The sequence below is a fragment of the Arhodomonas sp. KWT2 genome (assembly GCF_041949875.1).
Lineage (GTDB): Bacteria > Pseudomonadota > Gammaproteobacteria > Nitrococcales > Nitrococcaceae > Arhodomonas > Arhodomonas aquaeolei.
Genome location: NZ_JBHFPQ010000053.1, coordinates 45297 through 57572 on the forward strand (window position 1 = coordinate 45297; position 12276 = coordinate 57572).

General features: G+C 69.5%; 12 protein-coding genes. 6 read left to right on the forward strand and 6 right to left on the reverse strand.

Going from position 1 to position 12276, the window contains the following annotated elements; all coding sequences use genetic code 11:
* Nucleotides 1-171: 171 nt before the first annotated feature.
* From ctaD to bioC, 4 genes are all read right to left on the reverse strand, one after another.
* On the reverse strand, nt 172-1752 hold the full coding sequence (ctaD, locus tag ACEZHJ_RS17770) for a cytochrome c oxidase subunit I (protein WP_163142817.1): 1581 nt from the start codon (nt 1750-1752) through the stop codon (nt 172-174).
* 19 nt (nt 1753-1771) lie between these two features.
* Entirely contained in the window at nt 1772-2647 is an 876-nt protein-coding gene (gene coxB / locus ACEZHJ_RS17775) for a cytochrome c oxidase subunit II (protein ID WP_259202327.1), read from the reverse strand.
* Nucleotides 2648-2687: 40 nt separating this feature from the next.
* Entirely contained in the window at nt 2688-3191 is a 504-nt protein-coding gene (locus tag ACEZHJ_RS17780) for a DUF2244 domain-containing protein (protein WP_259202326.1), read from the reverse strand.
* Nucleotides 3192-3314: 123 nt separating this feature from the next.
* Nucleotides 3315-4187 (reverse strand): malonyl-ACP O-methyltransferase BioC, encoded by an 873-nt coding sequence (gene bioC, locus ACEZHJ_RS17785; RefSeq protein WP_259202325.1) that lies wholly within the window; start codon nt 4185-4187, stop codon nt 3315-3317.
* An 84-nt stretch (nt 4188-4271) separates the two neighbouring features.
* Between bioC and ACEZHJ_RS17790 the strand changes: the two genes are divergently transcribed.
* The 6 genes from ACEZHJ_RS17790 (at nt 4272) to ACEZHJ_RS17815 (ending at nt 9767) form a co-directional block, all read left to right on the forward strand.
* A complete protein-coding gene (locus ACEZHJ_RS17790) occupies nt 4272-4994 on the forward strand; it encodes a double zinc ribbon domain-containing protein (RefSeq protein ID WP_163143394.1) in 723 nt (240 codons plus the stop codon).
* A 211-nt stretch (nt 4995-5205) separates the two neighbouring features.
* On the forward strand, nt 5206-5760 hold the full coding sequence (locus ACEZHJ_RS17795) for a chorismate lyase (protein WP_259202323.1): 555 nt from the start codon (nt 5206-5208) through the stop codon (nt 5758-5760).
* Entirely contained in the window at nt 5757-6638 is an 882-nt protein-coding gene (gene ubiA, locus ACEZHJ_RS17800) for a 4-hydroxybenzoate octaprenyltransferase (protein WP_259202322.1), read from the forward strand. Before ACEZHJ_RS17795 ends, ubiA begins: the two co-directional genes overlap by 4 nt.
* 147 nt (nt 6639-6785) lie before the next feature.
* Nucleotides 6786-8861, forward strand: coding sequence for a ribonucleoside triphosphate reductase (locus ACEZHJ_RS17805; RefSeq protein ID WP_375036748.1), 2076 nt, complete (start codon nt 6786-6788; stop codon nt 8859-8861).
* A gap of 14 nt (nt 8862-8875) precedes the next feature.
* Nucleotides 8876-9058 (forward strand): anaerobic ribonucleoside-triphosphate reductase, encoded by a 183-nt coding sequence (gene nrdD, locus ACEZHJ_RS17810; protein ID WP_018718681.1) that lies wholly within the window; start codon nt 8876-8878, stop codon nt 9056-9058.
* Nucleotides 9051-9767: an anaerobic ribonucleoside-triphosphate reductase activating protein gene (locus ACEZHJ_RS17815; RefSeq protein WP_018718680.1), complete on the forward strand. Its 717-nt coding sequence runs from the start codon at nt 9051-9053 to the stop codon at nt 9765-9767. The genes nrdD and ACEZHJ_RS17815 overlap by 8 nt, the downstream gene beginning before the upstream one ends.
* 9 nt (nt 9768-9776) lie before the next feature.
* Here ACEZHJ_RS17815 and recG read toward each other — a convergent pair whose 3' ends face one another.
* A complete protein-coding gene (gene recG, locus ACEZHJ_RS17820; RefSeq protein ID WP_375036749.1) occupies nt 9777-11861 on the reverse strand; it encodes an ATP-dependent DNA helicase RecG in 2085 nt (694 codons plus the stop codon).
* Between the two features lie 6 nt (nt 11862-11867).
* Nucleotides 11868-12254 carry a RidA family protein gene (locus tag ACEZHJ_RS17825; protein ID WP_018718678.1) on the reverse strand — a complete coding sequence of 129 codons (387 nt, stop codon included), beginning with the start codon at nt 12252-12254 and terminating at the stop codon, nt 11868-11870.
* Nucleotides 12255-12276 lie beyond the last annotated feature (22 nt).

Consider the following 12276-nt stretch of genomic DNA (forward strand, 5'->3'; position numbering starts at 1 on the left):
GTTCGCGACGAAGGTCCCCACGTAGGCGGCCAGTGCCGCCACCGCGAGCACGAACACGGTGATTCGCACCCCGCGCCGGCGTCTGGCCTGGTTATCGCCTTCCTGCATGGAACGCGCTCTCCCTGATCCGTTCACGGTGCCGCCTCCCGCGGAAGGCGGCACCCCGTAGCGCTAGCGTACCTCGGGCGGGGTCTCGAAGGTATGGTGCGGCGCCGGCGAGGGCACCTCCCACTCCAGGCCCTTCGCGCCCTCCCAGACGCCCGCCGTCGCGGGCTCGCCACGGCCGCTCATGCTGCGGATCACGAGATAGACGAACAGCAGCTGCGTGAGGCCGAAGCCGAAGCCGCCGATGCTGGAGATCATGTTCCAGTCGGCGAACTGGGCCGAGTAGTCCGGGATCCGCCGCGGCATGCCGGCCAGCCCGAGGAAGTGCTGCGGGAAGAACAGCACGTTCACGAAGATCACGGACAGCCAGAAGTGCGTCTTGCCCAGACGCTCGTTGTACATCACACCGGTCCACTTGGGCAGCCAGTAGTAGACGGCGGCGATGATGGAGAACAGCGCACCGGTGACCAGCACGTAGTGGAAGTGCGCCACCACGAAGTAGGTGTCGTGGTACTGGAAGTCCGCCGGGGCGATCGCAAGCATCAGCCCGGAGAAGCCACCGATGGTGAACAGGATAATGAAGCCGATGGCGAAGAGCATCGGCGTCTCGAAGGTCATCGCCCCGCGCCACATCGTGGCCACCCAGTTGAACACCTTCACGCCCGTGGGCACGGCGATGAGCATGGTCGCGTACATGAAGAACAGCTCACCGGCCAGCGGCATGCCCACGGTGAACATGTGATGCGCCCATACGATGAACGACAGGAACGCGATCGAGGCCGTGGCGTAGACCATCGAGGCATAGCCGAACAGCGGCTTGCGCGCGAACGTCGGCACGATCTCCGAGATGATCCCGAACGCCGGCAGGATCATGATGTAGACCTCGGGGTGGCCGAAGAACCAGAACACGTGCTGGTAGAGCGTCGGGTCACCGCCGCCGGCGGCATTGAAGAAGGTCGTACCGAAGTACTGGTCGGTGAGCAGCATCGTGATCGCGCCCGCGAGCACCGGCATCACGGCGATCAGCAGGAACGCGGTAATCAGCCAGGTCCACACGAACATCGGCATCTTCATAAGCGTCATGCCCGGCGCACGCATGTTGAGCACGGTGGCGATGACGTTGATCGCGCCCATGATCGAGCTGATGCCGAGGATATGGATGCCGAATATCAGGAACGGGAACGCCTGGCCGGTCTGCAGCACCAGCGGCGGATACATCGTCCAGCCGCCGGCCGGCGCGCCGCCGGGCATCAGCAGCGTAGAGGCGATGAGCAGCAGGCCCACGGGCAGCAGCCAGAAGCTGAAGTTGTTCATCCGCGGCAGCGCCATGTCCGGCGCGCCCACCATCATCGGGATCATCCAGTTGGCCAGGCCCACGAACGCCGGCATCACCGCGCCGAAGATCATGATGAGGCCGTGCATGGTGGTCATCTGGTTGAAGAAGTACGGATCCACCAGCTGGATACCCGGCTGGAAGAGTTCCGCACGAATGACCATGGCCATGGTGCCGCCGGAGAACAGCGCGATCAGCGCGGTCACCAGGTAGAGGGTGCCGATGTCCTTGTGGTTCGTGGACATCAGCCAGCGCCGGATGAACCCCTGGCTGTGCTCGTGTCCGTGCGCCACGTCGTGTGATGTCGCACTCATGAAATCGTCCTCCTAGCGATCATTCGTTAGCCGAGGCGACCACGGGCTCGCCCGCATCCCCGGCCCCGGCGGTCTGCGCCCCGTCGGCGCCACCGTCGCTCTTGTGCTCCGCAAGCCAGCGCTTGAACTCCTCCGGCTTGACGGCCTCGACCACCACCGGCATGAAGGCATGGCCGCGGCCGCAGAGCTCGGCGCACTGACCCCGGTACACACCCGGCTGGTCGATCCGGGTCCAGGTCTCGTTGATGAAGCCCGGAATGGCGTCCTTCTTCCAGCCGAGGGCGGGCACCCACCAGGAGTGGATGACGTCCGCGGAGGTGATCATGAAGCGGATCTTGGTGTCCGTGGGCACCACGAGGCGGTTGTCGACCTCGAGGAGGTAATTGTTCACCGAGGCGGGGTCCACGCCGGAGCCCCTTTGCCGGGCCTTGTTGCTGCTCTCGGCGAGCTCGCTGTAGAAGCTCACGCCCTCGCCCATGTATTCATAGCCCCACTTCCACTGGTAGCCGGTGACCTTGACGGTCATCTCGGCCTCGCCGGTGTCGTCCATGTCAATGAGTACACCGGTGGCAGGGATGGCCATGCCGACGAGGATCAGCAGCGGTATCACCGTCCAGACGATCTCCACCGCGGTGTTGTGATGGAACTTCGCCGGCTTCACACCCCGGGACTTCCGGTGCGCAAAGATGGAGTAGAAGATCGCGCCAAAGACCACGATGCCGATGATCACCGTGATCCAGAAGATGGTCATGTGCAGGCCATACACGTCGTGGCTGGTCTGCGTCACCCCCTCCGTCATGTTCAACGCCCAGTCGGCCAGCACCGGGGGCGCCAGGGCCAGGAGCCCCATCGCCAGAACACAGCCGATGACGGCGTTAAGCTTTTTTCGAATCATCCCTCGAAGTCTCCCGAATCGATTGAGACCGCTATCGCGCTCAGGCGGCCGGGCGCATTCCGCCGGCAGCCACCGGCCCGATGCAGCGGTACAGCTCCCGGGCCAGTTGCCGGCGTTCGCCGGCCGCCAGGAAATCCCCCAGCTCGACGCACTCATCGCGGCAACGGATCATCAGCCGCGGCCCCGGCGCATCCGGCGCCGGCACACGTACCTCGCTGAAGTAGCGCTCGAACCGCCACCACCTCTGAGGCCGGCCGCGCCCCTTCTCTATGCACACCCAGTCATCGGACACCGTGATCACCTCGGTGTCCAGCGCCCGCCGTGCCGAGACGTACAGAGCCCAGCCAAGCAGTGACAGCTCCAGACCCGCGAACGGCAGCACCGGCCAGAGCCCGTACCACGTTAATACCAAGGCGATGCCGAGGCTGACCGCGGCGACGGCACGGAACACCGCAACCGTTTCGTGCCAGTGTCCGCCAAACGCCGGCTTGAGGACAAACCGCCGGGCACCGTCGGTGCCGACAGGGTCTGCGGTCACCGCCATCACGCGCACCTCCCGAGCCGTGACGGAGCCGGCCTACCGCGAACCGCACCGTATTCTAGGGAATCGCGATGGACGCGCAAGCCGTCGCTCCGGACTCAATTCTCGTCGCTGCAATGATCTGGATCAAGTCGCGGAGCTGCCGGGTGTACCGGCGGCCGGTTGCGCGGCGGCCCGCTCACCGGCACGGAAGATATTGCCGGTACCCCAGGCATGGCCGTAGATGACCTCGTAGGTGGCGGGGATGCGGCCTTCGTCGTCCCGCCCGGCCTCATAGGCGGCAATCATCGCGCGGAGCCGGCCCGGCCCGGTCAACCCGCGGGGACGGCCCGGATCAATCGCATGGGAACCGAGGGCGCGTAGCTCCCGGAGCAGGGCGCGGGGTTCCGGATAGGTGAGCGTGAAGTACTCCATGTCCATCACCGGCTCCGCCAGCCGCGCGCGGGCCATCGCATCGCCGATGTCGTGCATGTCCACCAGGGTGTTCACGCGGGCATGGGCGTCGGCACCGGCCCAGGCCGCCCTGAGCTCGGCAAGCGTGTCCGGACCGAAGCACGAGAACATGAACACGCCGCCCGGGCGCAGCACGCGCTGGACCTCGGCGAACGCCGCCGGCAGGTCCGTGACCCACTGCAACGCGAGGTTCGAGAACACCACGTCGAAGGTATCGTCGGCGATGGGCAGCGACTCGGCACGACCGGCGACGCCGCGCAGGCGGCGCCACCGCGGCGCCCGCCCCCGCGCCAGGCGCAACATCGCCGGCGCCGGGTCGAGCGCGGTAAAGCGCGCCTTGCGGTAGTGCGTCATCAGCTCGCGGGTCACCGCGCCGGTACCGGCACCGACGTCCAGCACCGTGGCCGGCTCCATGCGGATGAGCTCGAAGCGCTCGACCAGGCGCGCCCCTACCTCGCGATGCAGGACGGCGGCCTCGTCGTAATGGGCGGCCGCGGCATCGAAACGTGCCGCCCGCACCCGCACCCCGTGGTCGGTCTCGGCCATGACTGTACTGTCCTCTCCGGCGCTGCGAACCGCCGCCATCCTACCGTATGATGCGGTCATTACGGGCACGGCAGGGAGGCCGTCATGATACCGGGCATGGACCTCGCGGCACTGTGGGAGGGTATCGGGCGGCACCTCATGGCCGCTCCCTGCCGGCTCTGCGGCGAGCCGCCCGAGGCCGCCGCGGAGCTGTGCCGCGACTGCCGCGCCGCGCTGCCGTGGATCGACCCGCCCTGCCCCGGCTGCGGCCTGCCGCTACCGCCGGGACGACCAGACGCGCCCTGCGGGCACTGCCTCCGCCGGCCGCCCCCGTGGCAGCGCCTGATCGCCCCGCTCGCCTACACGCCACCGGTGAGCGGCCTCGTCCACGCCTTCAAGGACGACGGCGACTTAGCCGCCGGCCGCCTCCTCGCGGACCTGCTCGCCGGCGCCCTGCCGTCGGAATGCCCGGGCGCCATCCTGCCCGTCCCCCTGCACCGGCGCCGGCTGCGCGAACGGGGCTTCAACCAGGCCGCAGAGATCGCGCGGCGCCTGCCCGGCCGCACCCTGCACGGATCGCTCCAGCGCCCGGCCCCCGGACCGGACCAGCGCGGCGGCAACGCGAGGCGCCGCCGGGCCAACGTGCGTCGCGCCTTCGTCGCCGATCCGCGGCGCCTGCCGCGGCGGGTCCTGGTCGTCGACGACGTCGTCACCACCGCTGCCACCCTCACGGCGGTCACAGAGGCACTCCGCCGCGCCGGCGTCGGGACGGTCTGGGTCTGCGCCCCGGCACGAACGCTCCCCGACGGCGCACGAAACCGCCGCTGAATGCCGGCGCGGTCCACTATGGCCACCCGCTGGCGGCCCGCTCCGCGGGCTCACTGGCCGCCCCGCCACCGGCGTGCCAGAATACCGGCCCCGGGCGCCGGCACCAACGGCCCCGCGACCTACATGCGCACTAGACGACCCCGCCGGGCGGCACACGACCGCCACCGGAGACGCCCCGGCGGTCGTGCACGGATCCGCAGGGAGGAACGGCTTGCCTGGAGCGCGTAACTGGCGTCCCATCGGCGCCCCGGCCGGGGGCCACGTCCCGCCGGCGCTGAGACCCTGGATCGAGACCCCGGGATCGCTGACCGCCCGCATGCGCCGGCGCTGCGACGGTGCCTTCCGCGTGGAGGTCGTGGGCCAGTACTGGCAGCGCCCCTGGCGGGACGAACGCCGCCCCGTGGGGGTCCGCGAGCACCGCCTGGCCTGGGTCCGCGAGGTCATGCTCTGCAACGGCGACACGCCGTGGATCTACGCCCGGAGCATCATCCCGACCGCCACCCTCGGCGGCACCCTGCGCCGGCTCCGCGCCCTCGGGCACACGCCCCTGGGCCGCGTGCTCTTCGGGCGCTACCCCCTGCGCCGCGGTCCCATCGAGGTCGCCCGGCTGCGCCCCGGGGACGGCCTGCGCCGGGATGCCGAGCACCACGGCGAGGCCCCCGCGCAATGGGCGCGCCGCTCGGTATTCCGTGCCGGCGGACGCGCCCTGCTGGTCGCCGAGGTCTTTCTGCCGGCGCTCCTTCGCGCCGAGGAGGATGCAGGATGAGCACGAACACGCCCACTGGATGGCTGACCCGGCTGCACGACTATGCACGCATGGCCCGGTTCGACCGGCCGATCGGCAACTTCCTGCTGCTCTGGCCGATGCTCTGGGCGCTGTGGCTCGCCGCCGAGGGTCCGCCGCGCCCCCTCGTGCTCGCGGTGTTCATCGCGGGGGTGCTGGTGATGCGCGCGGCGGGCTGCGTGATCAACGACTTCGCCGACCGCGACTTTGACGGTCACGTCAAACGGACGCAGGAACGGCCGCTGGCGACCGGCCGGGTGGGCGAGCGCGAGGCCCTGGGGGTCTTTGCCGTGCTCTGCGCCGTCGCCTTCGCGCTGGTGCTGACCATGAACGGCCTCACCATCGCGCTGGCCTTCGCCGGCGCGGCCCTCGCGGCGACCTACCCGTTCGCCAAGCGCTACACCCACCTGCCCCAGGTCCACCTGGGGGCGGCGTTCGGCTGGGCAGTGCCCATGGCCTTCGCCGCCGAGGCCGGCGCGCTGCCGCCGCTGGCGTGGCTGGTGTTCCTCTCCGCGGTGATCTGGGCCACGGTCTACGACACCGAGTACGCCATGGTCGACCGGGATGACGACCTGCGCATCGGCGTGCGCTCCACGGCGATCCTGTTCGGCAACCAGGACCGCATGATCATCGGCCTGCTGCAGGTGCTGATGACGGTCACGCTCGTCGGTATCGGCATCGCCGCACAGCTATCGGCGATCTACTACGCGTCGGTGGCCCTCGGTGCGCTGCTGTTCGTCCGCCAGCAGTGGCTGATCCGCGAGCGCGAGCGCGGCCCCTGCTTCCAGGCCTTTCTGAACAACAACTGGTACGGCGGCGTGATCTTCGTGGGGATCGTGCTGCACTACATGTACCGCTGAGCACGGTCTCCGCGGAGACGCTGCGCGTGAGACCCCCGCACCACGCCGGCCACGAGTAACTACATATAGTGCTCTGACACAAGTCAATGTGCCACATATTGATTGCCGCCATGCTCGACCCATCGTCCGACACGGCGGAGATCACTCATGCCCCAACACCCGCGCTGTGGCCGGAAGGACTCCGGCGATGCGTCCCCGGCGGCCCGCGTCGTCAAGCGCGACGGCAACCACGCGCCGTTCGACCCCGACAAGATTCACACGGCGATACGCCAGGCCGGTGCAGCAACCGGCGAATTCGGCAACGAGGCCGCGGCGACCCTCACTCGAGAAGTGATCGCCCGGCTCGCGGAGACAGGGGACGGGGATGCCGAAATCGGCGTCGAGACCATCCAGGACGCCGTCGAACGCGAACTCGCCGGGACCGGACACTTCACCACCGCACGCGCCTATATCGCCTACCGCGAACAGCACGCCCGGCTGCGGCGGGACCGGCACACGCTCGTCGATGTCGAGCGGACCATCAACGAATACCTCGGACGCGAAGACTGGCGGATCAACGCCAACGCGAACCAGGGCTACTCCCTCGGCGGACTGATCCTGAACGTCTCCGGCAAGGTCGTAGCCAACTACTGGCTCAGCCATGTCTACCCCGCGGAGATCGGTGAGGCTCACCGCCGCGGCGATATCCACATCCACGACCTGGACATGCTTGCCGGCTACTGCGCCGGCTGGTCGCTGCGCAACCTGCTCAATGAGGGCCTGAACGGGATCCCCGGCAAGGTCGAGGCCGGCCCGCCACGGCACCTAGGCTCCGCCGTGGGCCAGATCGTGAACTTCCTGGGTACGCTGCAGAACGAGTGGGCCGGCGCCCAGGCGTTCTCGTCGTTCGACACCTACATGGCCCCGTTCGTGCGCAAGGACAGCCTCACCTACCCCGAGGTCCGGCAGGCGATACAGGAGCTCGTCTACAACCTCAACGTCCCCTCGCGCTGGGGCACACAGACGCCCTTTACCAATCTCACCTTCGACTGGATCTGTCCGGCAGACCTGTGCGAGGACACACCGGTGATCGGCGGCGAGCCCATGCCCTTCACCTACGGCGAGCTCCAGGACGAGATGGACATGATCAACCGGGCGTACATGGAGGTCATGACCGCTGGCGACGCCCGCGGACGGGTGTTCACCTTCCCCATCCCCACCTACAACATCACCGACGACTTTCCCTGGGAATCGGAGAACGCGGAACGACTGTTCGCGATGACCGCGAAGTACGGCCTGCCGTATTTCCAGAACTTCATCAACTCCGACCTCGAGCCGCACATGGTCCGCTCTATGTGCTGCCGGCTCCAGCTCGATCTCAACGAGCTGCTCAAGCGGGGCAACGGCCTGTTCGGCAGCGCGGAACAGACCGGATCGCTCGGGGTGGTCACCATCAACTGTGCCCGCCTCGGCCACCTCTACCGCGGCGACGCCGCGGCGCTGTACGAACAGCTCGATACCCTGCTCGCGCTGGCCTGCCGCAGCCTGGAGATCAAGCGCAGGGTCATCCAGCGGCACATGGACGCCGGGCTGTTCCCCTATACCCGGCGCTACCTTGGCACGCTGCGCAACCACTTCTCGACCCTCGGCGTGAACGGGATCAACGAGATGATCCGCAACTTCACCGACGACGCCCACGACATCACCACGCCCTGGGGTCAACGGTTCGCGGCCGAGTTCCTCGATCACGTGCGCGACGTCATCGCCGGATTCCAGGAAGAGACCGGACACATGTACAACCTGGAAGCGACGCCCGCGGAAGGCACCACCTACCGCTTCGCCCGGGAGGACCGCAGGCGCTTCCCCGGCATCCTCCAGGCCGGCACCGAGGAGACGCCCTACTACACCAACTCCTCGCAGCTGCCAGTGGGCCATACTGACGACCCGTTCGAGGCGCTGGCACACCAGGAGGCGCTGCAGCGTCGCTACACCGGGGGCACCGTACTGCACCTGTACATGAACGAACGGATCTCCAGCACGGCGGCCTGCCGCAAACTGGTCCGGCATTCGCTGGAGCGCTTCCACCTGCCCTACATAACGATCACGCCGACCTTCTCCATCTGCCCCAGGCACGGCTACCTCGCCGGCGAGCACCCCTACTGCCCCCGGTGCGACGAGGAGATCCTCGCGCGCCGACGGCGAGAGACGGGCAGGCAGGACCACGACACCATCAGCAATACGTAAGGAGGGCATACGCCATGACGACAGTACGACCCGAGCACGACAGCCACGAGGCGCTCCGCGACGAGGAGCGTCAGCCCTGCGAGGTATGGACCCGCGTCATGGGCTACCACCGTCCGGTTTCGTCGTTCAACGTCGGCAAGCGGGGCGAGCACCGTGAGCGGCGACACTTCCGCGAGGAGCGCACGCATCTTGACTGACCGGAAACCGCCGGCCGCCCTCCAGGTGGCCGGCCTCGTCCCCATGACCGCGGTGGACCTGCCCGGACGGCTCGCCGCCGTGGTGTTCTGCCAGGGCTGCCCCTGGGCGTGCGGCTACTGCCACAACCCCCACCTGATCCCGGCCACGGGTCCGGAGACGATCGGCTGGCCGTCGGTGCGCGAGTTCCTGCGCCAGCGCCGGGGGCTACTGGACGGCGTGGTCTTCTCCGGCGGCGAACCGACCCTCCAACGGGGGCTTGCGCACGCCCTCGCCGAGGTCCGATCCCTGGGCTTCGAGACGGGTCTGCACACCGGCGGCGCCTATCCGCAGCGGTTGCGCCGGCTGCTGCCGCAGGTGGACTGGGTGGGATTCGACGTCAAGACCCGGTTCAGCGATTACGAGCGGGTCACCGGCGTGCCCGGCAGCGGCGAGCGAGCCCGGCAGAGCCTGGACTATCTGCTCGGCAGCGGCGTCACCTACGAAGTCCGCACCACGGTTCACCCCCTTGTGATCAGCCCGGATGGGCTACTGCACCTGGCCAGGGAGCTGGCCAGGCTCGGCGTGCGGCACTATACGCTACAGGCCTGCCGCGCGACCGGCGCCACCGATCCCGCCTACGGCGCGCCCGGAGTGACCGGGCTGCTGGAGACGACCCGGGCACACCCTATAGAACGGCTGTTCGACTCCTTTCAGATCCGTGACGCCTGAACGGATTGCTCACGCCTGGGCGTAGCGCTCGCCCTCGCCCACCCAGCGCTCAATCAGCGCCTGCACGGTAGCGGCGTCCCCGGCGAACAGCCGCGACGCCGCTGTGCGGACGTCGTCCAGCAGGTCCGCGTCACGCCCGAGGTCTGCGATGCGGTACTCCATCGCGCCGGTCTGGCGGGTGCCGAGCAGCTCCCCCGGGCCACGTATCTCCAGGTCCCGGGCGGCAATCCGGAAGCCGTCGCCGCTCTCGCGCAGCACCCCGAGCCGGGCCTTCGCGGTCTCCGAGAGCGGGCCGTGATAGAGAAGCACGCAGCTGCTCGCGGCACTGCCCCGGCCGACCCGGCCGCGGAGCTGATGGAGCTGGGCCAGGCCCAGGCGCTCCGGGTTCTCGATGATCATCAGCGAGGCGTTGGGCACGTCCACGCCCACCTCGATCACCGTGGTGGCCACCAGCAGATCCAGCCCGCCGTGTTCGAAGGCGGTCATCACCGCCTCCTTCTCGCTGCCCGTAAGCCGGCCGTGGACCAGCCCCACGCGCAGGTCCGGCAGGGCCTCGCCGAGCAGCCGCGCACGCTCCTCGGCCGCCTCCGCCTCCAGCACCTCGGACTCCTCCACCAGGGTGCAGACCCAGTACGCCTGCCGGCCCTCGGCGCAGGCGGCACGCACCCGCTGGACGACATCGTCGCGGCGGGTGTCCGGCACCGCCACGGTGGCCACCGGCTGGCGCCCGGGCGGGAGCTCGTCGATCACCGAGACGTCCAGGTCGGCATAGGCGGTCATCGCCAGCGTCCGCGGGATCGGCGTGGCGGTCATGATCAGCTGGTGGGGCTGGCTGGCGCCGTCCGCGCCCTTGTTTCGCAGCGCCAAGCGCTGATGCACGCCGAAGCGGTGCTGCTCGTCGATGATCACCAGTCCCAGGGCATGGAACGCGACCTCCGACTGAAACAGCGCGTGGGTGCCCACGGCGACCCGCGTGGTGCCATCAGCGAGCGCGGCCAGGGCGTCCCGCCGGGCGCGCCCGGACAGCCGTCCGGAGACGTAGTCCACGCTCACGCCGAGCGGTGCCAGCCAGTCACGGAAGGCACGGAAGTGCTGCTCGGCGAGCAGCTCCGTGGGCGCCATCACCGCCGCCTGGCAGCCCGCCTCGACCCCGGCGAGTGCGGCGAGCGCGGCGACCACCGTCTTGCCCGAGCCGACATCGCCCTGGACCAGCCGCAGCATGGCCTGCGGCTCGGCGAGATTCGCCAGCACCTCGGCCAGGACCCGTTCCTGGGCCTCCGTGAGCGCGAACGGCAGGGCCTGCCGCAGGGCCTCGCGCAGCCCACCGTCGCCGGTGAGCCGCGGCGCCGGCAGGCTCCGGCGATGGGCCTCGCGCAGGCGCAGGAGGCTGAGGCGATGGGCCAGCAGCTCCTCGAAGGCGAGCCGGCGCACCGCGGGGTGGCGGCCGTCGAGCAGGGCCTCGACCGACGTGTCCGGCGGCGGCCGGTGGATGATGGCCAGCGCCTCGTCCAGGGGCGGCAGCGACAGCGCCTCGCGCAGCCGATCCGGCAGCAGCTCGGGCAGCGCCCGCGCCCCGGTATCCAGGGCGTGGGCCACGATCCGGCGCAGCGTCGGCTGGGTGACACCCTCCGTGGTCGGGTAGACGGGGGTGAGACCGTCATCCACCGGCGCCGGGGCGTCGCCGGTGATCACCTCCCATTCCGGATGGACCATCTGCAGCATGCCCGCCCCGGGACGGCCCTCGCCGAAGGCGCGCACGCGGGTGCCCGGCTGAAGCCGGCGCTGCTGCGCGGCATGGAAGTGGAAGAAGACCAGCTCGGCGGCACCGGTGCCGTCCTCCACCCGGCAGACCAGGCGCCGGCGACGGCCGGGCACCACGGCGGCATGGGCTACCCGGGCCTCGATCAGGCCGGTACGCCCCGGACGCAGCTCGCCCAGGGGCACCACCCGGGTGCGGTCCTCGTAGCGCAGCGGGAGATGGAAGAGCAGGTCACCAACGCGGTGCAGCCCCAGCCGGGCGAGGCGCTCGGCCAGCCGGGGCCCCACCCGCGGCAGGTCGGTGACCGGCCGCTCCAGCGGGCCTGTCACGGCCATGCGCGTTCAGCCGGCGAGGCTCAGGATCCCCTCCATCTCCACCTGCGCGCCCTTGGGCAGCGCGGCGACGCCGATCGCCGCCCGTGCCGGATACGGCTCGGCGAAGTAGGCCATCATCTGATCGTTCACGGTGGCGAAGTTGGCGAGGTCGGTGAGGTAGATATTGAGCTTGGCGATATCCGCGAGGTCACCGCCGGCGGCGCGGCAGACCGCGCGCAGGTTCTCGAACACCTGCCGGGCCTGGGTCTCGAAGCCGCCCTCGACCAGGGTCATGGACTCGGGATCGAGGGGGATCTGGCCGGAGAGGTAGACGGTGTCGCCGATACGCACGGCCTGGGAATACGGGCCGATGGCGGCCGGGGCGTCGTCGGTATGGATGATCTCGCGGGACATCGGGTCACTCCGTTGGTTCGGG

Coding starts and splice junctions, on each gene's coding strand:
- recG (WP_375036749.1), bottom strand. CDS start 11,861: ATGGCCGTGACAGGCCCGCTGGAGCGGCCGGTCACCGACCTGCCGCGG.
- ACEZHJ_RS17790 (WP_163143394.1), top strand. CDS start 4,272: ATGATACCGGGCATGGACCTCGCGGCACTGTGGGAGGGTATCGGGCGG.
- coxB (WP_259202327.1), bottom strand. CDS start 2,647: ATGATTCGAAAAAAGCTTAACGCCGTCATCGGCTGTGTTCTGGCGATG.
- bioC (WP_259202325.1), bottom strand. CDS start 4,187: ATGGCCGAGACCGACCACGGGGTGCGGGTGCGGGCGGCACGTTTCGAT.
- ACEZHJ_RS17825 (WP_018718678.1), bottom strand. CDS start 12,254: ATGTCCCGCGAGATCATCCATACCGACGACGCCCCGGCCGCCATCGGC.
- ACEZHJ_RS17805 (WP_375036748.1), top strand. CDS start 6,786: ATGCCCCAACACCCGCGCTGTGGCCGGAAGGACTCCGGCGATGCGTCC.
- ACEZHJ_RS17780 (WP_259202326.1), bottom strand. CDS start 3,191: ATGGCGGTGACCGCAGACCCTGTCGGCACCGACGGTGCCCGGCGGTTT.
- ubiA (WP_259202322.1), top strand. CDS start 5,757: ATGAGCACGAACACGCCCACTGGATGGCTGACCCGGCTGCACGACTAT.
- nrdD (WP_018718681.1), top strand. CDS start 8,876: ATGACGACAGTACGACCCGAGCACGACAGCCACGAGGCGCTCCGCGAC.
- ctaD (WP_163142817.1), bottom strand. CDS start 1,752: ATGAGTGCGACATCACACGACGTGGCGCACGGACACGAGCACAGCCAG.